Origin of the sequence: Jonquetella anthropi DSM 22815 (assembly GCF_000237805.1) — a bacterium.
Taxonomy (GTDB): domain Bacteria; phylum Synergistota; class Synergistia; order Synergistales; family Dethiosulfovibrionaceae; genus Jonquetella; species Jonquetella anthropi.
Genome location: NZ_CM001376.1, coordinates 291,855 through 318,191 on the forward strand (window position 1 = coordinate 291,855; position 26,337 = coordinate 318,191).

At 60.9% G+C, this 26,337-nt stretch carries 23 protein-coding genes, 1 tRNA gene and 1 other annotated feature; of the genes, 22 read left to right on the forward strand and 2 right to left on the reverse strand.

Annotated features, from left to right (window positions below; genetic code table 11):
• Window positions 1-39 precede the first annotated feature (39 nt).
• The 4 genes from yajC (at window position 40) to JONANDRAFT_RS01320 (ending at window position 3,055) form a co-directional block, all read left to right on the forward strand.
• Window positions 40-405 carry a preprotein translocase subunit YajC gene (yajC, locus tag JONANDRAFT_RS01305; protein WP_008522487.1) on the forward strand — a complete coding sequence of 122 codons (366 nt, stop codon included), beginning with the start codon at window positions 40-42 and terminating at the stop codon, window positions 403-405.
• Between the two features lie 100 nt (window positions 406-505).
• Window positions 506-1,912: a protein translocase subunit SecD gene (gene secD / locus JONANDRAFT_RS01310; RefSeq protein WP_008522489.1), complete on the forward strand. Its 1,407-nt coding sequence runs from the start codon at window positions 506-508 to the stop codon at window positions 1,910-1,912.
• Entirely contained in the window at window positions 1,909-2,802 is an 894-nt protein-coding gene (gene secF / locus JONANDRAFT_RS01315; protein ID WP_008522207.1) for a protein translocase subunit SecF, read from the forward strand. Before secD ends, secF begins: the two co-directional genes overlap by 4 nt.
• Window positions 2,803-2,971: 169 nt before the next feature.
• Window positions 2,972-3,055: transfer RNA gene (locus JONANDRAFT_RS01320), tRNA-Leu, on the forward strand.
• A 233-nt stretch (window positions 3,056-3,288) separates the two neighbouring features.
• On the opposite strand, the gene JONANDRAFT_RS01325 is transcribed toward JONANDRAFT_RS01320, so the two are convergent.
• The gene (locus tag JONANDRAFT_RS01325) at window positions 3,289-3,603 is read right to left on the reverse strand and encodes a hypothetical protein (protein WP_008522208.1); all 315 of its coding nucleotides are present in this window, start codon (window positions 3,601-3,603) and stop codon (window positions 3,289-3,291) included.
• A gap of 125 nt (window positions 3,604-3,728) precedes the next feature.
• On the opposite strand from JONANDRAFT_RS01325, the gene glmU reads away from it, so the two are divergent.
• The 17 genes from glmU (at window position 3,729) to rbr (ending at window position 23,482) form a co-directional block, all read left to right on the forward strand.
• Window positions 3,729-5,108, forward strand: coding sequence for a bifunctional UDP-N-acetylglucosamine diphosphorylase/glucosamine-1-phosphate N-acetyltransferase GlmU (gene glmU / locus JONANDRAFT_RS01330; RefSeq protein WP_008522209.1), 1,380 nt, complete (start codon window positions 3,729-3,731; stop codon window positions 5,106-5,108).
• Between the two features lie 6 nt (window positions 5,109-5,114).
• Window positions 5,115-6,086: a ribose-phosphate diphosphokinase gene (locus tag JONANDRAFT_RS01335; RefSeq protein ID WP_035786687.1), complete on the forward strand. Its 972-nt coding sequence runs from the start codon at window positions 5,115-5,117 to the stop codon at window positions 6,084-6,086.
• Window positions 6,087-6,128: 42 nt separating this feature from the next.
• Entirely contained in the window at window positions 6,129-6,428 is a 300-nt protein-coding gene (locus JONANDRAFT_RS01340) for a 50S ribosomal protein L25 (RefSeq protein WP_008522213.1), read from the forward strand.
• 4 nt (window positions 6,429-6,432) lie between these two features.
• Window positions 6,433-7,032 (forward strand): aminoacyl-tRNA hydrolase, encoded by a 600-nt coding sequence (gene pth / locus JONANDRAFT_RS01345; RefSeq protein ID WP_008522214.1) that lies wholly within the window; start codon window positions 6,433-6,435, stop codon window positions 7,030-7,032.
• Window positions 7,033-7,075: 43 nt separating this feature from the next.
• Window positions 7,076-10,147 carry a DEAD/DEAH box helicase gene (locus JONANDRAFT_RS01350; protein ID WP_008522215.1) on the forward strand — a complete coding sequence of 1,024 codons (3,072 nt, stop codon included), beginning with the start codon at window positions 7,076-7,078 and terminating at the stop codon, window positions 10,145-10,147.
• A gap of 25 nt (window positions 10,148-10,172) precedes the next feature.
• Window positions 10,173-10,976, forward strand: coding sequence for a nucleoside triphosphate pyrophosphohydrolase (gene mazG, locus JONANDRAFT_RS01355; RefSeq protein ID WP_008522492.1), 804 nt, complete (start codon window positions 10,173-10,175; stop codon window positions 10,974-10,976).
• Between the two features lie 66 nt (window positions 10,977-11,042).
• Window positions 11,043-12,437 carry a pyruvate carboxylase subunit B gene (locus tag JONANDRAFT_RS01360; protein ID WP_008522493.1) on the forward strand — a complete coding sequence of 465 codons (1,395 nt, stop codon included), beginning with the start codon at window positions 11,043-11,045 and terminating at the stop codon, window positions 12,435-12,437.
• Window positions 12,438-12,479: 42 nt separating this feature from the next.
• Complete coding sequence (locus JONANDRAFT_RS01365; RefSeq protein WP_008522494.1) at window positions 12,480-13,466, forward strand: PhoH family protein; 987 nt, start codon at window positions 12,480-12,482, stop codon at window positions 13,464-13,466.
• Window positions 13,463-15,601: an HD family phosphohydrolase gene (locus JONANDRAFT_RS01370; RefSeq protein WP_008522495.1), complete on the forward strand. Its 2,139-nt coding sequence runs from the start codon at window positions 13,463-13,465 to the stop codon at window positions 15,599-15,601. Before JONANDRAFT_RS01365 ends, JONANDRAFT_RS01370 begins: the two co-directional genes overlap by 4 nt.
• Complete coding sequence (ybeY, locus tag JONANDRAFT_RS01375; RefSeq protein ID WP_008522496.1) at window positions 15,598-16,113, forward strand: rRNA maturation RNase YbeY; 516 nt, start codon at window positions 15,598-15,600, stop codon at window positions 16,111-16,113. The genes JONANDRAFT_RS01370 and ybeY overlap by 4 nt, the downstream gene beginning before the upstream one ends.
• Before the next feature lie 3 nt (window positions 16,114-16,116).
• A complete protein-coding gene (locus tag JONANDRAFT_RS01380) occupies window positions 16,117-17,385 on the forward strand; it encodes a hemolysin family protein (protein WP_008522497.1) in 1,269 nt (422 codons plus the stop codon).
• Window positions 17,378-18,289 (forward strand): GTPase Era, encoded by a 912-nt coding sequence (gene era, locus JONANDRAFT_RS01385; protein ID WP_008522222.1) that lies wholly within the window; start codon window positions 17,378-17,380, stop codon window positions 18,287-18,289. Before JONANDRAFT_RS01380 ends, era begins: the two co-directional genes overlap by 8 nt.
• Window positions 18,290-18,315: 26 nt before the next feature.
• The gene (recO, locus tag JONANDRAFT_RS01390; RefSeq protein WP_008522224.1) at window positions 18,316-18,978 is read left to right on the forward strand and encodes a DNA repair protein RecO; all 663 of its coding nucleotides are present in this window, start codon (window positions 18,316-18,318) and stop codon (window positions 18,976-18,978) included.
• A gap of 16 nt (window positions 18,979-18,994) precedes the next feature.
• Entirely contained in the window at window positions 18,995-19,867 is an 873-nt protein-coding gene (locus JONANDRAFT_RS01395; RefSeq protein WP_008522226.1) for a glycine--tRNA ligase subunit alpha, read from the forward strand.
• Window positions 19,868-19,879: 12 nt separating this feature from the next.
• Window positions 19,880-21,940 carry a glycine--tRNA ligase subunit beta gene (gene glyS / locus JONANDRAFT_RS01400; protein ID WP_008522498.1) on the forward strand — a complete coding sequence of 687 codons (2,061 nt, stop codon included), beginning with the start codon at window positions 19,880-19,882 and terminating at the stop codon, window positions 21,938-21,940.
• A gap of 1 nt (window position 21,941) precedes the next feature.
• Entirely contained in the window at window positions 21,942-22,763 is an 822-nt protein-coding gene (locus JONANDRAFT_RS01405) for a pyruvate, water dikinase regulatory protein (RefSeq protein ID WP_008522230.1), read from the forward strand.
• A 164-nt stretch (window positions 22,764-22,927) separates the two neighbouring features.
• On the forward strand, window positions 22,928-23,482 hold the full coding sequence (gene rbr / locus JONANDRAFT_RS01410; RefSeq protein ID WP_008522232.1) for a rubrerythrin: 555 nt from the start codon (window positions 22,928-22,930) through the stop codon (window positions 23,480-23,482).
• Window positions 23,483-23,591: 109 nt separating this feature from the next.
• On the opposite strand, the gene JONANDRAFT_RS01415 is transcribed toward rbr, so the two are convergent.
• On the reverse strand, window positions 23,592-25,721 hold the full coding sequence (locus JONANDRAFT_RS01415; protein ID WP_233417409.1) for a transglycosylase domain-containing protein: 2,130 nt from the start codon (window positions 25,719-25,721) through the stop codon (window positions 23,592-23,594).
• A gap of 22 nt (window positions 25,722-25,743) precedes the next feature.
• Between JONANDRAFT_RS01415 and JONANDRAFT_RS08225 the strand changes: the two genes are divergently transcribed.
• On the forward strand, window positions 25,744-26,007 hold the full coding sequence (locus JONANDRAFT_RS08225) for a hypothetical protein (protein WP_172633441.1): 264 nt from the start codon (window positions 25,744-25,746) through the stop codon (window positions 26,005-26,007).
• Window positions 26,008-26,182: 175 nt separating this feature from the next.
• Window positions 26,183-26,337: a sequence feature (16S ribosomal RNA rRNA prediction is too short), on the forward strand.

Here is a 26,337-nt window from a genome sequence, read left to right on the forward strand (position 1 = left end):
CATATCTTTAGACACAGTTTTTTGGAGGAGGCGTTGCAGTTGCAGCAGCAGGGACAGATGATGCAGTCCGTCATCATGATCGTGGTAATGATCGCCATTTTCTACTTTCTTCTCATTCGTCCGCAGAAGAAGCGCCAGAAGAAGCACGACGAGATGCTTCAGTCGATCAAGCGCGGCGACGTGGTCATCACGGCCGGCGGCTTCTGGGGAACGGTTCGTGACTTCAAGGACGACAGCCTGATCATCGAGATCGCCTCAGGCGTCAAGGCGAAGGTCATGAAGAGCTCCATTTCCGCTCGGGTGAACGAAGTTTCCTCGTCCGCGGAGGAAAAGCCGGCAGAACAGAAGCCGGCCGAGGAGCCGAAGGCAGCGGAAGAAACGGCAGAGGATAAAAAGACCGACTGACGTTTTGGGGACTGAGCGACTGGGGGATCCCGTCGCTCTTTTTGTGTGACTCGCTCCGGCGAGTTCGTCTGTACATTGTCCCTTCAGGAGGAGTTTATATATGCAGAAAAAAGATCGCTGGCGCCTGATCTTTGTGCTCGTTGTTCTGGCCGTGGCCGCGTACTTCGTGTTCCCCCTCCGCGGTCGGATCAAACTGGGCCTTGACCTATCAGGCGGCGTAAATATCGTTTTGAAGGCAGTTCCTCAGCCCGGCACGGAGCTGGGAACAGATTCAATCGACCGTCTGCTCGTTGTCCTGCGCAACCGAATCGACCAGTACGGCGTGACCGAGCCGCTGATGCAGCGGCAGGGAGCCGATCGGGTCGTCGTCGAGCTGCCGGGCGTGGATAACCCGGAGGCGGCACTGAACCTTATCGGCAAGACGGCCCTGCTGGAATTTCGGCAGGTCATCGACAGCACCCGCCCTCTTCCCCCGCAGGCAAAACGGGAGAACTACGACTCTGATGCGGAGTTCCAAGAGGCTGTAGCTCGCTGGAACGCCTACCGGGACCAGCAGGAAGCCCTGAAGGCGTCCATGGAGGCCAAGGCTAAGAGCGAAGGCGGCAACTCGATTGCCACCGACGAGGACGGAGCTATCTATCAGCTCGGCGCTACTTACTTAACGGGCAAGGACCTGAAGAACGCCGGCGTGGATTACGACAGCTTGGGCCGTCCCGTGGTGTCGCTGGAGTTCAACGACAAGGGCACTGACCTGTTTGACAAGGCTACGGCCGACAACGTGGGCAAGCAGATTGCCATGGTTCTGGACGGTCGGGTCATCTCGGCGCCTCGGGTCAACGAGCGCATTTCCGGCGGCCGGGCTCAGATCTCCGGGCGCTTTACCCCTGATGACGCCCGCGGCTTGGCAATCATGCTGCGCGCCGGCGCCCTGCCGGTTGGCGTCGAAGTCCTTGAGAACCGTTCAGTCGGCCCGTCCTTGGGTAGCGACTCGATCCGCGACGGCCAGTTCGCCGGGCTGGTGGGCATCGCCGCCGTGTTCATCTACATGATCGTCTTTTACCGCGTGCTCGGCGTGACGGCAGACATCTCGCTCTGCACAACCATGCTGCTGCTGTTCGCCATGCTCATCGGCTTTAAGGCCACCTTGACGCTGCCGGGCGTGGCGGGGATCGTGCTCACCGTCGGGATGGCGGTTGACAGCAACATCCTGATCTTTGAGCGAATGAAGGAAGAGACGGCGCTTGGCCGTTCGCTTCACGCCGTCATTACCGCCGGGTTCAGCAAGGCCCTGTCCACGATTCTCGACGCGAACATCACCACGGTCATCGCCGCGGCGGTCCTGTTCCACTACGGCAGCGGGCCCCTTCGGGGCTTTGCCCTGACCCTGACCATCGGTATTGTGGCCAGCCTGTTCAGCGCGCTGGGCGTGAACCGAGTGCTGCTTCAACTGATGGTGGATTACACCAAGTTGCCCATCATTGGGCGGCGGAAGGAGGTCAACGCATGAAAAAGCCGTTTGCCTTCCCGTTCATGAAGTACCGCAAGTTCTTTATCGCTCTCGCCTGCGTGATGGCGGTCACCGGAGCGCTGCTCGTCCTGTGTATCGGCTTCAACAAGGGCATTGACTTCACCGGCGGCAACCTGCTTCAAGTGGAATTTTCCGACCCGATTTCGGTCGGGGCGGTTCGGGCAGAGCTGGCAAAGGAAGGTTATGCTCGGGCGACCATTCAGGCGTTCAGCGACCGGGGCGTGAATATTCGCTTTCAGGGCACCGAAGAGGGGGCTGACGATCAGGCCCTTCGTGACAGCCTGATGGCCGCGCTGGACAAAATCCAGGCGGGCAAAGTGAAACTGCTCAGCTTTGAGATGGTCGGTCCCACCGTCGGCGGAGAGCTGACCCATCAGGCGGTTCTGGCGACGACGTTGGCGCTGATCGGCATTCTGATTTACGTCGCGTTCCGGTTCCAGTTCCGTTTCGCCGTCGTCAGCGTCCTCGCCCTAGTTCACGATACCATGATCGTCTTAGGATTCTTCTGTTTGTTTCATCGGGAGATCGCGATGCCGTTTATCGCAGCCATTCTCACCACGGTTGGCTACTCGCTGAACGACACGATCGTTATCATGGACCGGGTCAGAGAGAACTGGAAGCAGCGACGGACGATCGGCATGGCGGCACTGATGGACAACTCGATCAACCAGACCTTGGGGCGGACGGTCAACACGACGGTTACCACTTTCATGCCGGTTCTGGCGTTCTACCTGCTGGGCGGTCCGGTGCTCGCCAACTTCTCGTTGGCCCTGATGATCGGCATCATCGCCGGTACGTTCAGCTCGCTGTGCTTCACCACGTCGGCGCTGGTCTTCTGGTACGACAAGTACCCGGTGAAAGATAGTTAGCGCGCTCAGGCCGCCCTCGTCCGAGGGCGGCCTTTTTGTTTCCCTCTGCGGTGTCTTTGTCTTCGCGGGACGGCGACGTTCCGCTGGGTGGACGTCTGGGGCCGGTTTGGTATAATACTTCTTGTCGAAAGTCCTCGGACGGATGGGCCGGGCTGGCTTTCGACGATCAGCCCGGGTGACGGAATGGTAGACGTTGGGGACTTAAAATCCCCTGCCTTTGGGCGTGCGGGTTCGATTCCCGCCCCGGGCACCAGAGGCGTTCGGTCCTGTGCATGTTCAATGCACAGGACTTCTTTTTATGAATTGGTTGGGCAGGTGCCGCGTTGAAAACCGTTCAACTGAGATTGATGAGGAGTCCTTTATGAGGGAGGGATCAAAGCAGCTTCGTATCAAAACAAAAAGCGGCCCCTCACGGTTTTAACCGTGAAGGGCCGCTGATGTTTAAGGACGCCTTTGGTGAGAGACTGACTTTTGAACCGTTTGAAACTAGCGGTCCAAGCGCTCCAAGCCGTCAGGACTGTCCGCGTCGTTGGGCGTTTTCTTCCGCGCCGGCGAGGCGGTCTCCCAAGCGAGCCGAGCGAACGCGACGGCGGGGAAAAGGGGCGCGACTGCCAGCCATGGGGCGATCGTCCACAGCGCGGCGGCCAGCGCCAGCAAAAAGGCCAAGGCGACAGCCCAAAAGATGATCTGACTTCGGCGCCCGCCGGCCGGCCTCAGGGCGACGAAGCCACAGGCGGGCATAAGAACGGCTAAGGCAAGCAATGCGGCGGACAAGATTCGGTGTTCGGCGATCCAGCTCATGGGTCCTCCTGTGTCTGGTTCTTGACAGGGTCTGCCCCCGTGATAGTATAAAAGACGCCCCGAAACCGGGGCTTTTCTTATCATATCACACCCGCGCTGACCGCACGGGGATGCGAGGTGGCCGAATGAACCGACCGAGTGCGCTGATACTGGCGGCCGGCAAGGGAACGCGGATGAAGAGCCGTCGTCCGAAGGTGATGCAGACGCTGCTGGGCGAGCCGATGCTGTATTACGTCTTGAGCGCCCTGCGCGACGCGGGAGTTTCCGACGTCTCTGTTGTCGTCGGCTACGAGGGCGAATGTGTCGCGTCGTGGCTGCAAAAGTTCTGGCCGTCCGCGTCGGTCGTCTGGCAAAAAGAGCAGCTCGGCACAGGACACGCCGTGATGATGGCGTCCGACTGGCTGTCAAGCCGGGGTGACGTGGTCGTCGTCAACGGTGACATGCCGATGGTGACGGGCGATGACTTCGTCCGGTTCTTCGACGGTTCGGACGCCGATTGGTCGTTTGTGACGACTCAGCTGGCCGATCCGACCGGCTACGGGCGGGTGATCCGCTCTGGCAGTTCGGTGAAGATCGTGGAGCAGAAGGACGCTTCGCCTCAGGAGCTGGCCTGCAGCGAAATCAACGTGGGAATCTACCGGGCCAGCGGAAGCGATTTTCTGGCCGGGCTGGCGTCCCTTCGGCCGAACAACAGCCAGAAAGAGTATTACATCGTCGACCTCATCTCGTGGGCCTTGTCTCAGGGCCGATCGGTTCAGCCGGTGCTCCTTCCGCCGGAGAACCTGTGCGGCGTCAACGACCCGATGGAGCTTGCCCGGCTGAACGGGCTGATGAGAGATCGGGTGAACCGCCGCTGGATGGCCCAAGGGGCGAAGCTGGCCGAACCGCTCACGACGTGGATTTCGCCGGCATCGTCATTTGAAGGTGAAGTGACTCTCGCGCCGAACGTTCAGCTGTGGGGAGAAACGGAGCTGGGCGACGGCTGTGAGCTCGGAACCGGGACTGTGCTGACGAACTGCCGGCTCGGCAAGCGGGTCATCTGCCGTCCCTACGTGGTCGCTCAGGACTCGCAGGCCGCCGATGACGCGGTTTTAGGGCCGTTCTGTTTCCTTCGGGAGGGCTCGCAGCTGGCTCAAAAAGCGCTGGTCGGTCGGTTTGTGGAGCTCAAAAAGACCTGTGTCGGCGAGGGGAGCAAGGTGCCTCACCTGACATATTTGGGCGACACGACGGTCGGAAGCGGTTCCAACATCGGGGCTGCCACAGTCACTTGCAACTATGACGGGGCGAAAAAGCACCCGACCGTCATCGGAAACAGGTGTTTCATCGGCAGCGACACCATGCTGGTCGCGCCCGTCACGGTTGAGGACGGAGCGACGACGGCCGCCGGTTCGGTCATTACGAGCGACGTGCCGGCCGACTCGCTGGGAATCGGGAGAAGCCGACAGGTCAACATCAAGGGGTGGCGGAAGCAGCAGAAACCGCACAGCGACGAAAGGAAGGCGTGAACGATCATGAATTCGGAGAACAGACCGGCGGTACTTCTTTCAGGGACAGCTCACGAGGAGTTTTCTCAGAAAGTGAGTCAGGAACTGGGCATTGATCTGACGAAAGTTCATCACTATCGGTTTGCTGACGGCGAAGTGGGCCTTTCCATCGACGAGAGCGTTCGGGGCGACGATGTGTACGTCATTCAGCCCACCTGCGCGCCGGTGAACGACAACCTGATGGAGCTGCTGGTCATGGTTGACGCCCTGCGCCGCGCCTCGGCGGCCCGAATCAATCTGGTCATGCCGTATTTCGGCTACGCCCGTCAGGACCGGAAGGCCAAGGGCAGAGAGCCGATCTCGGCGAAGCTGGTCGCTAACCTGATCGAGCACGCCGGAGCTCACCGCGTGCTGGCGGCTGACCTGCACGCTGGCCAGATTCAGGGCTTTTTCGATATTCCGGTCGATCATCTGCTGGGCGTTCCGCTTCTCGCCTCATGGTTCAAGCGCAACGTGGTCAAGGACGCGTCCCCGGATAGCATTGTGGTGGTCTCACCCGACGCTGGCGTCGTCGTCCGCGCCAGAAAAATGGCCACGCTGCTGGGCGCTGATATCGCCATTGTGGACAAGCGGCGGGACCACGGCAAGCAGAACGTCAGCGAGGTCATGGAGATGATTGGCGCCGACGTGAAGGGAAGAACCTGCATCATCATCGACGACATGATCGACACCGCCGGAACCATCGTCAACGCGGCGCGGGCGCTGCGCGACAAGGGCGCCGAAAAGGTCTTCTGTTCGGCGACTCACGGCCTGTTCTCCGGCCCGGCGATTGAGCGTCTGAAGGATCCTGCCGTTACCGGAGTGGTAGTAACTGATACTGTCCCGTTGCCAGAGAACAAAAAATTGGATAAAATGACCCAAGTGTCAATGGCACCACTTTTTGCGGAAGCCATTCGTCGCATTCACTGTGAGTCGTCGGTGAGCAGCCTGTTTAATTAGCCCTCCCCAGCAACTCCAGAGAAAATTAGAGGAGGAATAGAAATGTCCGAAAACGTGAAAATCATCCTTGAGGCTCGGAACGAGACTGGCAAGGAAGTCTGCGGCCGTCTGCGCCGTCAGGGCTGCCTGCCGGTTGTGGTGTATGGCCCCGGCATGAAGGAACCGCTGCTTGCCAAGACGGACGCCAAGGCGGCTGAAGCGTATCTGGTCGGCGACTTCAAGAGCTGCCAGTATGACGTGACCCTGCCCTGCGGGACAGTGAAGACCTGCTCGATCAAGTCCGCTGCCAAGAACCACGGCACCGACCAGCTGCTTCACATCGACTTCTACTGCGCCGAGTAACGCCGTGCGGCTGATTGTCGGTCTCGGCAACCCCGGGATCGAGTACGCCCAGACGAGGCACAACGCCGGCTGGATGCTTTTAGATCGGCTGGTGGACCGGCTGAACGCCGGCGGTGGACAGGGGAAGTTCTCCGGGCAGCTCTGGGGACCTCTAAGCGTCGGCTCTGAGCGTCTTCTTCTGCTCAAGCCGCTCACCTACATGAACGCCAGCGGTCAGGCGGTGGGGGAAGTCGCTCGGTACTGGAACATCGCCCCGTCTGATATCCTCGTCTTGAGCGATGAAATTAACTTGGCTCCCGGCCGTCTTCGGTTCCGAACTTCCGGGTCGGCGGGTGGCCATAACGGACTCAAGTCCGTGATAGCCCATCTTGGGACGGCCGAATTTGGCCGCCTTCGGATTGGTGTGGGCGGAAAGCCTCAGGGAAGCGACTTGGCAGATCACGTGCTGGGGCGCATGTCCCCGACCGATCGGGAGCTGGAAGAGCGCGCCCTTCAGGCGGCCGAGGAGTTCTGTCTCCTGTGGCTGACAGAGACGCCTTCCGAGCTGATGAATCAGGTCAACGGTTTTCGATGCGATAACGAAGACGGTCAGGTTCGGGCCTGACCGTCTTTATTTGTGCTTTGAGAAGTGATGGAGGAATAAGGACATGACGAGTCGGCTGTGCGAATTAGCCGAAGACGCGTGGCGTTTGGGTCGGGCCGTTCAGCTGCCGCTGGACGGCTTCGGCCCTGCGTGGGCTCTTTCGGGGCTGACCGGCGGTCTGGTTCTCGTGCCCCACGCGGCCGACGCCCGACGATTGAAAGGCGACTTGGCCGTTCTGGGACAGCCGGCAGCCTTCCTGCCCGAGCCGCCGCTTGACGCTCAGAACCTGCGCGGCGACGGCGTTTGGCTTGAGCGCGGCAGCGTCTGGAACAGGTGGCTGGAAGACGAAGGAATCCTGATCGTCACGCCCGGCGGGCTGTGCACTCCCATGCGCTCGCCCGACGGGGCGATGACCATCACGCTCGGCCAAGAGGTCGGACGAGATCACTTGGTGCGGTGGCTGATCGGGCAGGGGTACCGCCGCCAGTCAATGGTCTGGGAGCGGGGCGACATGGCCGTCCGCGGGGCAGTCGTGGACTTTTATGACCCGTCGGCTCAGTGGCCGGTGCGCGTCGAGTTTTTTGACGACGACGTGGAGGCCATGCGGCTGTTTGCTCCCAAGTCGCAGCGGAGTTTTGAGACGGTTTCCCAAGCGGTCGTCAACAGTGCCAGATCCCAAGTCGGTTCGGCCCGGCTTCCGGCCATTCCGGACGGCCGGCGCTGCGTCCTGCTGTCGCCGAAGGACTTGGAAAACCGCGCGTCGTCGTTCGTTTCTCTGTGGAACCAGCTCGGCCTCGGGGGTGAGCTGACGGACGAGACGTGGAACGACGTCGTTCTTGCCCTTGGGCGAAAGCCTCACGTTCGGCTCGTCAAAGAGCCGCCGGCTGACGTCGTCCTCAAGTTGAGCGAGCCGCCGTTTTTCCGCGGCGACTGGGCTCAGGCCCGGTCGTGGTGCTCGGTCATGGAGTCGTCGGGTTTTTCCATCCACGTGGCCAGCTCGTCGGTGACTCGGCCGGAAAGCCTGTGCGGGTCCGCCCAGCTGGTGGGCTCCGTCAGTCCGTCATCGGGGATTGTTGACAGCGCCCTGCACGACGTCTGGCTCAGCGACTGCGAGCTGTTTGGGGTCAGCGATTCATCTCGGGAACGGGCAGACGGCGAACTGCCCGACGAACTGCAGAACAAGCTGTCGCCGGGCCAGTGGCTCATTCATGAGCGGTACGGGGTCTGCCAGTTTTTAGAAACCGGTCGGGAAAAGTTTGGAACTCAGAGCTACGAGACGCTGGTGCTCGGCTTTGCTGACGGCAAGCGGCTGATCATCCCGTTTTCGGACCTGTACAAGCTCACCATCTGGGACGGCGACGGCGAACCGCAGGCCGACAAACTGGGCTCAAAACGCTGGTCCGGCGCCAGAGAAAAGGCCGAAGCCCAGATCGAGCAGGAAGCGCAGGAGCTTCTCACGCTCTATGCCACCCGGGCCATCACGCCCGGGCGGGCTTTTGCCCCAAACGGTGAAATGCGGAGCCTGTTCGACCAATCATTCCCTTATCGGGAGACGAGAGATCAGCTGAAAGCCATTCGGGAAATTGACTCGGACATGGAGCGCCCGTTCCCCATGGACAGGCTTCTGGTAGGCGACGTGGGGTACGGCAAAACGGAAGTGGCGCTTCGGGCGGCGGTCAAGGCGGTTGAAAACGGCCTGCAGGCGGCATTCGTCGCGCCGACGACCGTTTTGGCCCAGCAGCACTACCGAACCTGTCTGGCCCGGATCGGGGACCTGCCGATCCGAACGGCCCTGCTGAGCCGAATGGTGACGCCGGCGGGGCAAAAAAAGATACGAACTGGGCTGGCAGAAGGGACGATCGATCTAGTCGTCGGTACTCACAGCCTGTTTCGGACCGCGCTGGAATTTAAAAATCTTGGCCTGCTGATTCTGGACGAAGAGCACCGGTTCGGCGTGGCTCACAAGGAGTCGTTAAAGGCGACCCACCCGGGCGTGGACGTGCTGTCCCTGTCGGCGACGCCAATTCCCCGAAGCCTCTCCATGGCGTGGCGGGGGATCAAGGACATATCGCTGCTGACGACGCCGCCGGCGTCCCGGGGAAGGATTTACACCGTCACTGGGCCGTGGAGCGAATCGCTCGTCTCCGACGCCTTGGCCCGGGAGCTTCAGCGGGGCGGACAGGTTTACTACCTGCACAACCGGATTGAGGACATTCAGCAGGTGGCATGGCGGGTTTCCCAGCGTTTTCCCGACGCGCCGCTGGCCGTGGCCCACGGGCAGATGAACCAGCGGGAGCTGGAAGACGTCATGGAGCGGTTCTACCGCGGCGCCGTGCAGATTCTCATCTGCACGACCATCGTGGAAAGCGGCTTGGACGTGGCCCGGGCGAACACCCTGGTCGTCGATGACGTCCGTTGGCTTGGACTGGCCCAAATGCACCAAATACGCGGCCGTATCGGCCGGCGTCAGGAAGACGGGTACGCCTATTTCCTGTACCCGGGCGACGACGCGTCCCTTCCCGGCCAAACCTGGGAGCGGCTTGAAGCGCTCGGCGCGATGGAGAGCTCCGGCGGCGGCTATCGGCTCGCCCAGAGGGACTTGGAAATACGCGGAGCCGGGGAAATTCTGGGCACGAGTCAGCACGGGTTCAAGCAGAGAATCGGCTACAGCCTGTACTACAGAAAGCTCAGAGAGCGGATCGCCCAGCTCCGAGGCGAGTCACAGCCGCCGGTTGAAGTGGCAGTTTTGTTCCCGTTGGACGTCCCCGAGACCTACATGCCGTCGGTGGAGCTGAGAATCGGCCTGTACCGCCGACTGGCGGAAGGTCTGAGCGCCGAGGATCGAAACCGGCTGACGAGCGACCTGACCGACCGGTACGGCCCCCTGCCGCCTCAGGTACAAGGGTTGCTTGCTCTGGCGCTGGTGCGCCGGGAAGGCCGCCGAGCCGGGCTGGAGAGCTTGAAGGCGATGGACAGTCACTGCTGGGCAAAAACGGTTTCCGGAGTCAGCTCCGTTCCGCGCCGTTGGGTAGCTAAAGGCGGGGCGATGGCTGGTCCGGGCGGCCCGGCGGGCTTGGCCGATCTGGCCGACTGGGTGGAGCGTCGGACGACAGAGCTTGAGTCAGAGCAGAGATAACGACAGAACAGGACGGTGAACGAGAGTGGCAGAATACGGTTTCGATCGGCTGGTAAAAATCATGGAGCAGCTTCGGGCGCCCGGCGGGTGCCCATGGGACAGGAAGCAGACCTACGACACCCTGTGCGCCAACATCGTCGAGGAAGCCTATGAACTGGTTGACGCCATTCACTCCCGCCAGCGGGACGGGACCGACCATATGGTGGAGGGATGCGGAGACCTGCTCCTGCAGGTGGTGTTCATCTCGACTATCGCTTCAGAACTGGGCGATTTCTCGGTCGCTGACCCGATCAAAGCCATCTGCGACAAACTGATTCGGCGGCATCCTCATATTTTCGGCGAGAGCCGCGCCGACACGCCGGAAGAGGTCCTTGCCAAGTGGGAGGCCATCAAGGCTTCTGAGCGGGCCGCCAAGGGAAAAGCGGACGAGTCCATTCTGTCCGGAGTTCCCCGCTCTCTGCCCGCGTCGGTGAAGGCCCTTCGGATCCAGCAGAAGGCCGCGTCGGTCGGTTTCGACTGGAAGAAAGGCGACTCCAAGCCGGTGCTCGACAAAATCAAAGAGGAACTCGCAGAAGTCGAAGCGGCTCTGGGCGATCAGGAGCAGCTGACCGATGAAATCGGCGACTTGCTCTTCGCGGTGATTAACCTGGCGCGCCGTCATCACGTGGACCCAGACTCGGCTCTGGCCCGGACGAACGACAAGTTCATCCGCCGGTTCGGCTTTGTCGAAGGGCAGGTCCGAGCCGACGGACGGAAGTGGGAGGACTTCACGCTGGAAGAGCTCGACAAGTTCTGGGAGATGGCGAAAGCCGGAGAACAGCAGGTGTGATATAGTAAGGGCAATGCAAAAGACAAGCGCAGACGCCGAAAAGCGCTCATGGAGGGGTTGAAGAAGATGGACGGTCATAAAGTAGGGATAACCGAGCTGGTTCTTCGCGACGGACACCAGTCGCTGATGGCAACCCGAATGAGCACGGCAGAAATGGTGCCGGCTCTGGAAATGATGGACGAAATCGGCTATCACGCCATGGAAGTTTGGGGCGGCGCCACGTTCGACGCGGCCATGCGGTTTCTCGACGAAGATCCGTGGGAACGGCTCCGGACGATCCGCCGTCTGGTCAAGAAGACGAAGCTCCAAATGCTCCTGCGGGGACAAAACCTCGTAGGCTATCGGCACTACGCCGACGACACGTGCCGCGAGTTCGTCAAGCGCGCTGTGGGCAACGGGATCGACATCATCCGAATCTTCGACGCGCTGAACGACCTGCGGAACTTGGAAGTCACCGCCGAGCAGACCAAAAAAGAAGGAGCTCACCTGCAGCTCTGCTTCTCCTACACCACGTCGCCGGTTCACACCACCGAGGCGTTCATCGAGCTTTCCAAGTCCATGAAGGACATGGGCGCTGACTCAATCTGCATTAAAGACATGGCGGGCCTGCTGACGCCGACGGCCGCCAGAGAGCTCGTTATCGGCATCAAGGCCGGCACGGGCCTTCCGGTGGAAATTCACTCTCACACGAGCTGCGGACTGGCCTACATGACGCACTACGCGTCAATTGAGGCCGGGGCCGATGTGGTGGACTGCGCCCTGTCTCCGTTCTCCGGGACGACGAGCCATCCCTGCACGGAAAGCCTCGTCGCCGCTCTGGCTGGCAGCCCGTGGGACACTGGCTTGGACCTGAAGGCTTTCATTCCGATTGCCGCGCACTTCAAGAAGGTGCGGGCCGCTCACGAGGACTTATTCGTCAAGGCCAAGGGGACGAACACCGACATTCTGGTGTCCCAGATCCCCGGCGGCATGTACTCCAACCTAGTCAACCAGCTGCGAGAGGCCAAGGCCGAAAACCGATTGAACGAAGTGCTGGAAGAAATTCCGTACGTGCGCGCCTGCATGGGCTATCCGCCGTTGGTCACGCCGTCGAGCCAGATCACCGGCACTCAGGCGACGCTCAACGTGCTGAGCGGCAAGCGGTGGAAAATGGTCCCCAAGGAAGTCAAGGCGTACTTTTTAGGGCAGTACGGCCAGCCCCCAGCGCCGATGGACGAGGAAGTGCGCCGCATGATCATCGGCGACGAAAAGCCGGTCGTCGGCCGCCCTGCCGATTCCATCGCCCCTGAGCTTGAGGCGGCCCGCCGCGAAGTGGCGCCGTGGATGACCCAGCCGGAAGACGTGCTCACGTATGTCATCTTCCCGGCGGTGGCTAAGGACTTCCTGATGAAGAAACTCGCCAAGGAGACGAAGCGGGACGTAGGGTTGGGGACACTTGAAGACGGAGCCTATCCCGTTTAACTTGGCCAAGACTGAAAGCCCGGCGCGAAGGAGGCTGAGGGCTTGAAGCAGGAAACCGAACGGGCCCTGACGGTCAGCTGTCCTCTGACGTCGGTGGCCCGGAAGATCGCCGGCCCGCGGGAAGAGTATCTCCGAGAGCTGGAGCGGCGGTACGACGCCGAACTGGTTTACCGGGACGGTGAGTTCTTTTTGACAGGCAATGACGACGAAGGGACGTCCCGCGCCCGGACGGTTCTCTCCCAGCTGATCAAGGCGGGGGAAGGCGGGGCGTCCATTACGCCGGAAATCGTTCGTTACGCGGCAGATCAGGTGGACCGAAGGGGATCGGTCGACCTGATGTCGCTGTGGCAGGAAACGGTGTGCCTGACCTACCGAGGGAAGCCTATCCGGGTAAAAACGGCGGGACAGAAGGCGTACCTTCGGGCAATGGCCGACAACACCATCACGTTCGGAATCGGCCCGGCCGGCACGGGCAAGACCTATCTGGCCGTCTGTGAGGCAGTGCGCCAGCTGAGGGAGAAAAACGTTTCCCGGATCATCCTCGTCCGCCCGGCCGTGGAGGCCGGAGAAAGCCTCGGCTTTTTGCCCGGCGACCTTCGGGAAAAGGTCGAGCCCTACTTGAGGCCGCTGTACGACGCCTTCTTTGAGCTCCTATCGCCGGAGCGTTTCTCCCGCTTGGCCGACAAAGGCGTCATTGAGATCGCTCCGTTGGCTTACATGCGCGGCCGGACTCTCAACGAGAGCTTTATCATTCTCGACGAAGCCCAGAACACAACGCCCGAACAGATGAAAATGTTCCTCACCCGCACCGGGTTCGGCTCGAGGGTCGTCGTCACCGGCGACCTGACTCAGGTCGACCTGCCGGGCGGCCGCCAATCGGGGCTGAAAGTGGTGTGCGACGTGCTGGCCGACGTGCCGGACGTCGCCTTTGTCCACCTGAGCCAGGAAGACGTGGTTCGCCACGAGATCGTTCAGCGGGTCGTCGCGGCATACGAGCGCTACGACGCCGCTCAGGAGAGCCATTCATGATCGAGTATCGTTCTCTGCGCCGCCGGATTTTGCAGGCCCTTCTGTTCTTCCGCCGGGGGCTTTTCGCGTTCTTGCCGTTCGGCATCGCCATGGGCATCGCCTTAGGGGCCGTGGCGCTTCGCTGGAGCATTATCGACGCCAAGTGGTCGTTTTCGGTCGGTCTGCCGGCCCCTGTCACGTTCTACGCCCTGACTGAAATGACCTACGACGACCCGGAAGCCACACGAAAGCTGCAGGAGCAGGTGCGTCAGAGCATTATCGGCGCTTCCGTTCAGGGGCGGATGAACACCGAGGAAGGTTTCCAGTCCGAGTATCAAACTCTGCTGAACAACCCGTCGTCCGACACCTTCCTGTCGCCCGAGCTTCGCTCCGTGATCGACGGGCTGACGCTGGACAAGCGGGAAAACCTGCTGGCGGTCGTCCGTTCAATTCGCGACGACATCAACCGCAACCAGTTCTTGACTCCGGAGCGCAAGGACGAGCTGATTTGGCAGAGAATGGAAATCCTAGAGCCGGATCCGGCTCTGGCGAACTTGGCGTTTCAGCTGCTTCTTGAGCTGACAGAAAACGACGCAATGGCCAGCCAAGCGATGACCGACCGGCTGCGCGACTTGGCCGCCAGCAGCGTGCCCACAGTTCACCGAAAGATTTTCCCCGGCGACACCATCGTTCTGCAGGGCGAGGTAGTCACCAAACAGATCGCGGCGCTTTTAAAGGCTCAGGGATACCCGGAAGGAACGCTCCCTTGGGGCAGCATCGTCATGGCGATGGTGGCGTCGTTCCTCGCCACGCTCTGGATCGGGCGCATCGCGGACCTCTCGGTGATTCACCACGGCGCTGACAGCACTCAGGGAAGCTGGGCTTTTATGCTGTCGCTGATGGCTATCACGTGGTTTACCGAGATCTTCGGCCTGCAGTTTGGGATCGTGAGCTTGGGCGTCCTGCCGATGATCGCTTTTGTGTTCCTTACCGAGCCCGACCTCGTGGCAATCCACTTGGCCCTTTCTATTTCCATTTCCGGCGCCGTAATCACCAGCGGGACGGCAAGCAGTTCGTTTGTGATGAGCGTCATTTCAGGCGCGTTCGCGTCCCTGTTCAGCCTGAACCTGTTCAAAGGGCGCTTCTCCCGGCTCCTGCTCTTTTTGCGTCTGACCGCGCTGGGCGTCTCGATCGTGGTGATGAACTCCTTCTTAGCCGTTGGGCTCAGCAGTCAAATGGACGTCAAGACCTTCGGCGTTTCGCTGATCGCCGTCTTCCTGCTCAGCACCGCTACGGTCGTCACCTTGCCGGTGGTCGAAGCGGTATTCGACGTCCTCTCGCCGCTGCGCCTGATGGAGTTGACCCACCCGAGCCACCCGCTTCTGCGGCGGCTTCAGATGGAGGCCCCCGGCACGTACCACCACACGCAGATGGTGGGCAACATCGCCGAAGCCGCGGCCGAGCGCATTGGTCTGAACCCGCTCTTGCTGCGGGCTGGGGCATCGTTCCACGATATTGGCAAGCTCCGCCGGCCCCAGTACTTCATCGAAAACCAACTTTCAGGCGTCAACGCTCACGATACCTTGACGCCCACCATGTCAGCCCTCATCATCCTGTCTCACGTGAAAGACGGGCTTGAAATGGCCGAGGAATATCACCTGCCCATGCGGCTTCGGGACTTTATCCCTGAACACCACGGCACGACCTGTTTAACGTATTTTTACAAGAAGGCTCTGAAGGACGGAGAAAACCCGCAGATTGACCAGTTCTGCTACCCGGGACCCAAGCCTCAGACCCGCGAGACGGCCCTTTTGATGCTGGCCGACTCGGTTGAGGCGTCGGCAAGAGGGGCGAGCCGGTCGATTCAGCGGCTGTCAGACCTTCAGTCCCTCATCGAGAGCGTCGTCGCGTCAAAGATTGACGCCGGCCAGCTGGACAACGTGCCGTTCACGCTGAAAGAGCTGACCGAAGTCAAGGAATCAATGCTCGAAACCCTCCGGTCAATGTACCATACCAGAGACATCAAGCCCATCGAGCCGGATCGGGGCAAAAAAGGCAGCCCAACGGAAAAAGCGGAGAAGGCCGAAAAAGCTGAAAAGACTCCGTCGGCCGGTCAGGCCGCCGAGTCGCCGAAAGAAAAGGGGCCAAACTCGTGAAAGTCAGCCTTGCGTGGGAAAAATCAGAAGCCGGCGGCCTCTTAGAAGAGTGGCTGGCGTCTCATCAGGGCGACCTGAGCTGCGTTCTCGAAGAGCTGTACCGGGAAAATTTTCCAGAAAGCAGCGGTTGGGACGAGCTTGAAATATCGCTTCAGTTCTTGGACGAAGAGGCCATGGCGGCCTTGAATGGCCAGTACCGAGGCGAGAACCGGCCCACCGACGTGCTGTCGTTCCCGCTGTGGGAGAACGACGGGCATCTGGAACTGCCGCCGGCAGGCGGCGTGCTCCCGTTGGGGGATCTGGTGTTCTGCCGTCCGGTCTTGGATGCCAACGCCGCCGCGGCCGGAACGTCCGTCCAGTCAGAACTGGCGCTTCTGCTGGCCCACGGAGCACTTCACCTCATCGCGTGGGATCATGACACCGAAGAGCGCCGGGCGGCCATGTGGGCCGTTCAGGAACGATACAGGCAACGTATTCTCGAGCGCGCAGGCGCTTGCGTTAAGGAAGGATGAGTCATGTCAGGCGACATACCCCATCAATGCGGCCTCGTGCTGGTGCTGCTCGTTTTCTCGGCCCTTTACAGCGGCGCTGAAACGGCGATCACCTCCGCCAGCCCGGCAAAACTGCTGTCAATCAAGGAAGACCACCCGTTTGTCGGCCGGTTCGTCGACTGGGTCATCAACCAGCGGCAGCAGGTTCTCACGACGATTCTCATCGCCAACAATCTGGTGAACATCGCGGCGACCACCGTCGGCGCGGTCATCGCGGCCCGGCTTGCCCCCTTCGGCGGGGCCTACTGGGCTGTGGTCGTCATGACCATGCTGATCGTCATTTTGGGCGAGGCGCTCCCCAAGAGCATTGCGCTGGTTCGGCCGGCGTCCGCTCTGCCGTTCCTGCTGCCCATCGTGCGGCTGACCTGTCTCGTGCTCATGCCCTTTGTGTGGCTCATGACGTGGATCGTCAAGCTCCTGAGCGCCGTCTTCCGGGTCAACATGACCTTGGAAAACTCGCTGGTAACTCGAGAAGAGATCGAACAGGTCGTCAAAATCGGCGAGGCTTCGGGCGTCTTGGAAGCGGACGAGCGGCGCATGATCGACGGGATCATCTCGTTTGAGGAGACCCGCGTTTCCGAAGTCATGGTTCCTCGAACCGACATGGACCTGCTGGAAGCCACCGATTCCATCGATGAGGTGGTGGAGTTCGCCGGCCAGTGCGGCCGGTCGCGGATCCCCGTCTACGAGGACACGCCGGACAACATCGTCGGCATACTGTACGTCAAGGACCTGCTGGCGCTCCTGCACAAAGGAGAAGCCGTCACGCTCGCCGCGATCATGCGCAAGCCGCTATTCGTCCCTGAGACGATGAAGCTGCAGGACCTGTTCAGCATCATGAGAAGCCAGCGGGTTCATCTGGCCATCGCCGTGGACGAGTACGGCGGAACGGCCGGACTCGTCACGCTGGAAGACATGCTTGAAGAGATCGTCGGCGAAATTCAGGACGAATACGACCAAGAGAAAACGCCGGTGGAGAAAATCGGCGACGGCAAATACCGAGTTCAGGGCACCGTGTGCTTGGAAGACTTCGGCAAAGCGGTGGAGTACCCGTTTGAGTCCGAAGAGGTCGACACGGTGGGCGGCTTTGTGCTGGACCAATTCGGCAACTTCCCCCGACAGGGAGATACCATCAGCCTTCCGGACTGGGACGTCGAAGTGACCGAACTTGAAGATCACCGAATTACCGAAGTCATCTTCACCCGCCGCCACGAGGGCTCAGACGGTGAATAAGCCGTTTAAATCCGGCGTCGCCGCGCTGGCCGGCCGGCCCAACGTGGGCAAGTCATCGCTGGTCAACCGACTGTTGGACTTCCGGCTCTCGGTCGTCACGCCCAAGCCTCAGACCACCAGAGACGCCATTCTCGGTCTGTACAACGACGAGGACTGTCAGATCGTTTTCGTCGACACGCCGGGAGTTCACGAGCCGGAGCATCGGCTGGGCGAGCGGCTCGTCGACCGGGCGCTCGAAGCGCTGGACGAGGCGGACGTCATCTTGTACGTGGTGACGATCGACGATCGGCCGTTCTGGTCCGAGAACAGGACGATCATCGGCCGCCTGAAAGAGACAAAAACGCCGGTTATTCTGTGCGTCAACAAAGTTGACCTGCCGGGTTCCCGTGAAAAAATACTGCCGGTCATCAGCCTGTTTCAGAAAGAGCTGGACATCCGGGACGCCATTCCCGTGTCGGCCAGAGACGGCACTCACCGGGAACTTTTGCTCCAGACCGTCAAATCGTACCTTCCTGAGGGGGTTCCTCTGTATCCGGACGATCAGGTGACCGACCGGCCGGAGCGCTTTCTCGCCGCGGAAATTATCCGAGGCAAGGCCATGGAGATGACCGAAGAGGAAGTCCCTCACAGCTTGGCGGTCGAAATTGACGAGTACAAGTCTCCGGACGAATACCCGGACCGGACGGATCTGCTGATCCGAGCCACAGTCTACGTTGAGCGTCCGGGGCAGCGGGCCATTCTGTTGGGCACCGGAGGCAGAATGATTCGGGCCGTCGGCTCGGCCGCGCGGAAGGAACTGGAGCGCCTCACCGGCCATAAAGTGTTTCTCGACCTGTGGGTCAAAGTCAGTCAGGACTGGCGCGACTCAGAAAGGGAACTCCGACGGCTGGGCTACGGGGAGTAATCCCCGAACTGCCGTCCCAGCGCCTGATGAAGCGCACCGGCGTCGTGCTTCGCCGGCTCGTCACGTCGGAAGGGAACGCGAGTGTTCTTCTGTTCCTGCGCTCGTCCGGCCCGCTGTGGGTCCGCCTGCCCGGCGCGTCGCGCGGCTCAGTCCGCTTCGGCGGCGCCGCCGAACCGCTCGTCTGGGGCGCGTATCAGCTCCAGCGGACGCGGACCGACGTCTACCTGCGGGAAGCGGAAGTGAAGGAAGACTTCTGGAAACTTCGCTCCATGCCAAACGCCTGCCGTCAGGCCCTTCACTGGTGCAGCCTGCTGAGCCGGAACCTGCTGCGGGGATTCCCGTACGACTCTCTGCTGCCGCTGCTTTACTGGAGCACTGCTGCCCTCGTCGGCGGCGCGCCGCCCGGCGTGGTATCCGTCCGTTTTTTGTGGCGGTGGCTTGACGACTGGGGTATGGCCCCGGAATTGGAACGGTGTTCGCTCTGCGGCGACCCGGCGGGGAAAGTCGGCTTAACCGACGCCGGCCCGGTTTGCCCGGCCTGCGGCGCTGAAACGGCGGCCGACATCGCCGGCTTCGGCGGGTACGTCAGAAGCCCGTCGGCTCAGCCGCCGGAAGAACTGGCCGGACGGGGAAACGACGCGGAAAAAATAGCTGAATGGATGGAACATTTTTTTGAACTCAATCGTTAGACGCGGGAGGACGGAAATGAACTTTCAGGAAATCATCGCAAGGCTTACGCGCTATTGGGCCCAGCAGGGCTGCGTGATTCGCCAGCCGTACGACGTCGAAGTCGGCGCCGGGACGATGAACCCGGCAACGTCTCTTCGGGTCATCGGGCCAGAGCCGTGGAAAGTGGCCTACGTCGAGCCGAGCCGGCGGCCTGCTGACGGCCGGTACGGCGAGAACCCCAACCGGCTTCAGCACTACTACCAGTATCAGGTCATCCTCAAACCAGCGCCGGAAAACGTGCAGGAACTCTACCTTGGCAGCCTGGCTGCCGTGGGAATTGACCCGATGGAGCACGACATTCGCTTTGTCGAAGACGACTGGGAAGGCGCCACAGTCGGCGCGTGGGGCCTTGGCTGGGAAGTCTGGCTCGACGGCATGGAGATCACCCAGTTCACCTACTTCCAGCAGGTCGGCGGCGTCGACATGCAGGCCGTCCCGGCGGAAATCACCTACGGCTTGGAGCGGATCGCCATGTTCGTCCAAAAAGTGGACAACGTGTACGACTTGGCGTGGAACGACTCGCTCACCTACGGCGACGTCCACCGACAGGGCGAAGTCGAGCACTCCACCTACAACTTCGAGTTTGCCGACGTGTCCATGCTGATGAACGTCTTCGGCATGTTCGAAAAGGAATGCCACAGGCTGTGCGAGCGCGGGCTCGTCCTTCCGGCGTGGGACTACGCGCTCAAGTGCTCCCACATGTTCAACCTGCTGGACGCCCGAGGCGCCATCAGCGTCACCCAGCGGGTAGGGTACATCGCGCGGATACGGTCTCTCGCGTCGTCCTGCTGTGAGGCGTACGCCGCTCAGCGCCGGGAAATGGGATATCCGTTGAAGGGCAAGTTCTAGGGGGAACCGAAGATGGCTAAAGATCTTGTTTTTGAAATCGGAACTGAGGAAATTCCCGCCCGCTTTATGACCGACGCTCTGGCTGCCCTCAAAGCCGCCGCAGCTGACGAGCTCGAAAAAGAGCGGATCCGTGTCCGCCGCGTCGACACCTACGGCACGCCCCGGCGGCTCGTCCTGTTTCTTCGGGACGTTCCTGACCGCCAGGACGACCTGTGCGAGGAGTTCAAAGGCCCGGCGTGGAAAAACTGCTTCGACGTCAACGGATACCCAACCCGCGCCGCCGAAGGCTTTGCCAAAAGCCGGGGCGTCGACGTCTCGGACCTGATTCGCAAGCCCTCCGGCAACGTCGACTACGCGTTCGCCCAGAAATCGGCTTCCGGCCTGCCGGTCGAAGAAGTCCTTCCGGCCCTGCTCACCCGGGTAGCGGGAAAGCTCGTCTTCCCTAAGAACATGTTCTGGAGCGACCCGACGGTCCGCTTTGCCCGGCCTATTCGCTGGATTCTGTGCCTGCTGGGCGACAAAGTTATTCCCGTTGAGCTCAGCGGTGTCAAGAGCGGTCGTGTGACCCGCGGACACCGCTTCATGGGCTGCAGCGCTGTCGAAGTGCCCGACGCGGCAAGCTATCTCTCCGTCCTGTACGACCAGTCGGTCATCGTCGACCAAGAGAAGCGGCGCGAAAAAATGCTCGCGGCCATCGCCTCGATCGAGCGGGAGCTCGGCGGCACAGTCGAACTGGAAGACGGCCTTGTGGAAGAGAACCTCTACTTGGTCGAGTACCCCGTGCCGTTTGCCGGAAAGTTCGACCCCAAGTACCTGCTCCTTCCGGAAGAAGTCCTCATCACCTCGATGAAAGTCAACCAGAAGTACTTCCCGGTCCGTTCCTCGTCGGGCAAGCTCATGGCCATGTTCGTCGGCGTCAGCAACAACAAGCCCGCCACCATGGACCTCATTCGGGAAGGCAACGAACGGGTCCTTCGCGCCAGGCTGGAAGACGCCGCGTTCTTCTGGCAGGAAGACCTGAAAAAGCCGCTGAGCGCCCGGCTTGATGGGCTGAAACAGGTCGTTTATCAAGAAAAACTCGGCTCGGTCTACGACAAAACCCAGTGGATGACCGGCTATGCCGTCTGGCTGGCCGATCAGCTGAACCTCGGCGCTGAAAAAACGCTCGTCCAGAGAGCCGCCCAGCTCTCCAAGACGGACCTGATCACCCAGATGGTCGGCGAGTTCCCCGAACTGCAGGGCGTCATGGGCCGGGCTTACGCCAAGGAAAACGGCGAAGACCCGCGGGTTGCCCTCGCGTTGGAAGAGCAGTACCTGCCCCGCTCAGCGGGCGACAAAGTTCCGACGGACATCGTCGGCGCGTTGGTCGGGCTGGCCGAGCGAATCTTCTCCATGGTCGGCGCCTACAAGCTCGGCTTCCGTCCGTCCGGATCTCAGGACCCGTACGGCCTGCGTCGGGCGGTTCGCTGCGTCAACGAAATCCTCTGGGCCCTGAAAATCGACCTCGACATGGGCAAAGCCCTTGACGAAGCGTGCCGCACCCTCAGCTTGGACGAAGAGGCCCAAAAGTCGCTGCGCGAATACGTCGCCAGCCGGACGTTCGGCCAGCTGAAAGAGCAGGGCTTCCCTCACGACTTAGTCGCTCTGGCCGCCGACGCGGAAGGCTCCAACCCGTGGCAGGAGCTGTGCCTGCTCAAAGCGTACAGCTCGGTGAGCGCTCAGGCGTGGTTCGCCGGCCTTCGGGAAGCCGCCGGCCGGGTGAAAAACATACTGGCCAAAGCGCCGTCCCGTCCCGAAACCGTCGACGCACAGCTGTTCAAAATCGACGCGGAAAAAGGCCTGTGGAACGCCGTTGAAACCCTTCGGGAGCCAATCGCCCAGGACGTGGCGGAGTGCCGCTGGAACGACCTGATGGAGCGTCTTGCCGGCCTTGCCCCAGCAGTCGCCGCGTTTTTCGACCAAGTCATGGTCATGGACGACGACGCGGCCGTCAGGGACAACCGGCTGGCCCTTCTCCTGCACTGCGACCGGCTGTTCAGCCTCGTGGGCGACTTGAGCCGGGCCGGTAAGTAACATGCCGCTGGTCGTCGGTCTCGTCTCGGACTCATCGGGCGAAACCGCGGAAGCCATGCTTCGGGCGGCTCTGGCCCAGTTCCCCGGCCTCGACGTCGCCGTCGTGCCGTTTCGGCAGGTTCAGACCGCCGAAAAAGTGCGGGACGCGGTTCATAAAGCGTCCGAATCGTCCGCCAAGCTCATCGTCTCCACGCTCGTAAAAGACGACGTGCGTCTGGCCCTGCTCGACGCCGCGAACGAGGCCGGCATTCCGGCCGTTCACCTGCTCCAGCCCCTCTTGGGCGCGCTCGAACAGGTCAGCGGCGCCCACCCGATTCAAAGCCCGGGAACGCTCCGCAAAGTCGACGAATCCTACTTCAGGCGGGTCAAAGCCATGGAGTACACCATCGCCTGCGACGACGGCCGTTCGCCTCAGCTGCTGCCGCAGGCCGACATCGTCCTCTTCGGAGTCTCCCGAGCCGGCAAAACGCCCCTGTCCCTGTTCTTGGCCAACAAAGGGATCTCGGTGGCCAACGTGCCCCTTTTGCCCGGCGTCGAACCGGACGAACGGGTCTGGAACGTGCCGGTCGAAAAGCGGGTCGGCCTGCTCATATCAGCCTCGCGGCTTCGGGAAATTCGATCTCAGCGGCTCGTCCTGCTGGGCCTCGATCCCCAGCGCGCCGCCTATGCGTCCTTAGAGCGAATCACCGAAGAGCTGACAAACGCCAAAGTCCTTATGGAAAAACTCAAGTGCCGCATCTATGACAGCACAGACCGGCCGGTGGAGCTTCTGGCTCAGGAAATCATGTTCGACCTCCATCTCGCCGAGCCGTCCTTCTTTTGAGCTGTGAAGTTCGGTATTTTTTCTCTGAACGAGAGGAGCTCAATCAGTCATTATTCCTAATAAAGTAATCGGCTTGGCCTATTCGAGGCGCCGTCTGAGGGGGCGGCGTGCTTTTGCGAGGGTAGACCGTTAGCCGCTGCCAATATTATTGAGGGGGAATTCCTGTGAGAGACCTGAAAGAACTGAAAGGCACCAAGACGGAACAGAACCTTCGGACCGCGTTCGCCGGCGAGAGCCAGGCACACGCCAAGTACACCTACTACGCGAGCAAGGCGCGCAAAGACGGATACGTGCAGATCGCCGAACTGTTCGAGGAAACCTCCGGCAACGAGCTGGAGCACGCCAAGATTTGGTTCAAGCTGCTTCACGAGGGCAACGAAGTGCCTGAGACCGCGACCAACCTGAGTGACGCCGCTGCCGGCGAGCACTACGAGTGGACCGACATGTACGACACCATGGCCAAGGAAGCCCGCGAAGAAGGCTTCACCCAAATCGCCGCGCTGTTCGAGGGCGTCGGCAAGATCGAAAAGGCTCACGAAGCCCGCTACCTCAAACTGCTTGAGCGCGTCAAAGACGGCATCGTCTTCTCCCGCGACCAAGACATGCTTTGGAAGTGCGGCAACTGCGGCCATCTGGTCATCGGCAAACAGGCTCCCAAGATCTGCCCGGTCTGCAAACATCCTCAGGCGTACTTCCGCGTCGAAGTCCAGAACTACTAGTTTCAGCTTCATCGAGCTCCGGCATTTGCCGGGACTCTTTTTTTACGCGATAGCATATTAAGAGGCCGGCCGCCGCTCCCTTAGGAGCGGCGGCCGGCCTCTTCAGTAATCAGTGCTTAATGCCGTACTGGCGAAGCAGTTCTTCGTACCGTTCGTCAATGCTCTTCGGCGTCTCGACCTTCGGCTTGTCAACCGTCACAGGCAGCGCTTCCGTCTGCTCGATCGTCTTCTCGTCAGCCGTCACGATCGGCTGCTGAGGCATTTGCGGCAGCGAAGTCAACAGCTCCTGATCCTGCGGCAGCAGAAGCAGCCGAGGAGCGTTGGGATCCGTCGAACTGGACAGCAGATCGCCGTCCGCCGGCCCGCGGGAAGAAGGAATCTCGTTCGCGTCCATCAACAGCGTCACCGCAGCCCCATCGCCGGCAAGAAAGCCCGTCGACCGGGACAGCCGCGCCAGCTTCAGCCCCGACGCCGCGGGACCGAACGACTTTGGCAGATTGAGAATCTTCGCCGCCTCGGTCATAAACGCCTTCCAAATCGGCAGAGCCACATGGCCGCCCGTGGCCTGACGGCCCAGAGACGTATAGTTGTCGTTGCCCGCGTAGACCACGCAGACCAAATTAGGAAGCCCGCCGCAGAACCACGCGTCGCTGTAATCGTTCGTCGTCCCCGTCTTGCCGAACGACGCCCAGCCGGGCACTCGCCCGCCGCCCGCCGTCCCGAAGAGCATCACCGTCTCAAGAAGAGAGCGGGCCATATCGGCCAGCTGGGGAGAAATCGCCTGAGTCGTCTTCGGCGTCGCCGAGTAAATCAGCTTCCCGTCGTTGGCGCGTATCTGAGAAACGAAATACGGCGTCGCCCGAACGCCCTTATTGCCCAAAGTGCCGAACGCCTCCGCCATCTCCAGCGGCGTCACAGCCGAAACGCCCAGGCCGACCGACAGAGTGGGGATCAGGTGAGGCGACGTAATGCCCAGACTGCGGGCCAAATCCACCACGCTGTTCGCGCCCACCAGACAAGTCAGCCGGACCGCCGGCGTATTGTGAGAGTGGGCCAGAGCGTTGAACAGCGTCTCCTCGCCCGCGTACTCCCGCGAAAAGTTGTGCGGCGTCCACACGCGAGGGTACTGATGGGGCAATGATATCGTGATCGGCTCGTCGAGAATATGATCGTTCGGCCGGAACCCCGCCTGCAGTGCCGCCGTATAAACGAACGCCTTAAACGCCGAACCGCACGGCCGGAACGCCTGCGTAGCCCGGTTGAACTTCGTCTTGGAAAAATCCTTCCCGCCCACCATCGCCAGAACCTCGCCGGTCCGGGGATCGAGAGCCACCAACGCGCCCTCCGGCTTCAGCTTCGCCATCGCCGCCTCGGCGGCCCGCTGCAGGTCCAAGTCCAACGTCGTGAAAATCCGCATCCCGCTCTTATACACCTGATCGGTCCCGTACGTCGGCAGAAGCTGGGAAAACAGAATGTGCGTCACAAAATACGGCGCCGCCTCGTAGTGCTGTTCCGCCGACTTCTCATGAACCGACGACAGCTTCAACGGCTCCTTCTTCGCCGCATCGGCCTCCTCCGGCGTCACCCAGCCCAGCTGGACCAGCCGGCCCAAAACGTACCCTTGCCGCACCTTCGAGCGCTCGAGGCTCTTAAACGGCGAGTACCGCTCAGGCGCAGCCACCAGACCGGCCAGCACCGACGCTTGGGACAACGTCAGCTTATCCGCCGTCGTATCGAAGTACATACGCGCCGCCGACGCAATGCCCCACGCCCCGTGGCCGAAGTAAATCGCGTTCAGGTACGTCTCCAGCAGAGAATCCTTCGTGAACAGCCGCTCCATCCGCAAGGTCAGAATAGCCTCCTTGATCTTGCGGGTCATCGTCTTCTCGGAAGAAAGGAACAGATTCCGGGCCAGCTGCTGGGTAATCGTGCTCGCTCCCTGCCCCTTCTCGCCGGTCGCCAGAGAGCGAAAAATCGCCAAAGGCCGGATCCCCTTATGAGAATAGAAATCCGAATCCTCCGCCGCCAGAATCGACATCACCATCGCCCGAGAAACGTCCTTCAGCTTCACCGGCTGCCGATCCTCGATGAACAGAGTCGTAATCAGCTTCCCGTTCCGATCGTACACCGCCGACGACTCGTTCGCCCGGTAACTCAAAATCTCATCGTCGGAAGGCAGATCCTTCGACAAGTTATAGACCAGAACGGCGCCGCCCACCGCAGCGACAGCAACTGCCAACAGCAGAAAGGACGCAAAGAAAATGAAGAAACGGGCCAGAAAACCGCGCTTCTTCGGCGGCCTCTCCTTCTTTCGCCGCTTCGGCAAATCTTGCTCGTTGTTTGTGGTATCGTGTGCGCTCATGCATTACTCCTATCACGGCAAAGATGAAAGCCGTTATAATATGCCAATATTATACCTGTCGAAAGAAGAAAATAAACTTTTTAAAAGGGACTTGTCAGACTCCGAGGAACGTGGTATATTTCCCTTTGTCGCTCGAGCAAGGCGTTCGGCGACGGCACCATGAAAAGTGAAAAGAGACGAGTTCATAAACGCTAGTGCAACTCAATCAATTTTTTTGGAGAGTTTGATCCTGGCTCAGGATAAACGCTGGCGGCGTGCTTAACACATGCAAGTTGGACGGGAATACTCGAGGAAGAGACTTCGGTTAATTTTTTGGGTATGAGAGTAGCGGACGGGTGAGTAATGCATAAGAATCTATCCATCAGAGGGGGACAACTGCGGGAAACCGGAGCTAATACCCCGTAAGCCGGAAGGTGAAAGGGAGCAATCCGCTGATGGAGGAGCTTGTGTCCTATCAGGTAGTTGGTGAGGTAAGAGCTCACCAAGCCGAAGA

What these genes read in the sequence shown, in the direction of transcription:
- JONANDRAFT_RS01340 (WP_008522213.1), top strand. Translation starts at nt 6,129, where the DNA reads ATGTCCGAAAACGTGAAAATCATCCTTGAGGCTCGGAACGAGACTGGC.
- recO (WP_008522224.1), top strand. Translation starts at nt 18,316, where the DNA reads ATGAAGCGCACCGGCGTCGTGCTTCGCCGGCTCGTCACGTCGGAAGGG.
- glmU (WP_008522209.1), top strand. Translation starts at nt 3,729, where the DNA reads ATGAACCGACCGAGTGCGCTGATACTGGCGGCCGGCAAGGGAACGCGG.
- JONANDRAFT_RS01405 (WP_008522230.1), top strand. Translation starts at nt 21,942, where the DNA reads ATGCCGCTGGTCGTCGGTCTCGTCTCGGACTCATCGGGCGAAACCGCG.
- glyS (WP_008522498.1), top strand. Translation starts at nt 19,880, where the DNA reads ATGGCTAAAGATCTTGTTTTTGAAATCGGAACTGAGGAAATTCCCGCC.
- JONANDRAFT_RS01360 (WP_008522493.1), top strand. Translation starts at nt 11,043, where the DNA reads ATGGACGGTCATAAAGTAGGGATAACCGAGCTGGTTCTTCGCGACGGA.
- JONANDRAFT_RS01325 (WP_008522208.1), bottom strand. Translation starts at nt 3,603, where the DNA reads ATGAGCTGGATCGCCGAACACCGAATCTTGTCCGCCGCATTGCTTGCC.
- JONANDRAFT_RS01350 (WP_008522215.1), top strand. Translation starts at nt 7,076, where the DNA reads ATGACGAGTCGGCTGTGCGAATTAGCCGAAGACGCGTGGCGTTTGGGT.
- JONANDRAFT_RS01395 (WP_008522226.1), top strand. Translation starts at nt 18,995, where the DNA reads ATGAACTTTCAGGAAATCATCGCAAGGCTTACGCGCTATTGGGCCCAG.
- JONANDRAFT_RS01335 (WP_035786687.1), top strand. Translation starts at nt 5,115, where the DNA reads ATGAATTCGGAGAACAGACCGGCGGTACTTCTTTCAGGGACAGCTCAC.
- JONANDRAFT_RS01370 (WP_008522495.1), top strand. Translation starts at nt 13,463, where the DNA reads ATGATCGAGTATCGTTCTCTGCGCCGCCGGATTTTGCAGGCCCTTCTG.
- JONANDRAFT_RS01380 (WP_008522497.1), top strand. Translation starts at nt 16,117, where the DNA reads ATGTCAGGCGACATACCCCATCAATGCGGCCTCGTGCTGGTGCTGCTC.
- secF (WP_008522207.1), top strand. Translation starts at nt 1,909, where the DNA reads ATGAAAAAGCCGTTTGCCTTCCCGTTCATGAAGTACCGCAAGTTCTTT.
- JONANDRAFT_RS08225 (WP_172633441.1), top strand. Translation starts at nt 25,744, where the DNA reads ATGAAGAAACGGGCCAGAAAACCGCGCTTCTTCGGCGGCCTCTCCTTC.
- secD (WP_008522489.1), top strand. Translation starts at nt 506, where the DNA reads ATGCAGAAAAAAGATCGCTGGCGCCTGATCTTTGTGCTCGTTGTTCTG.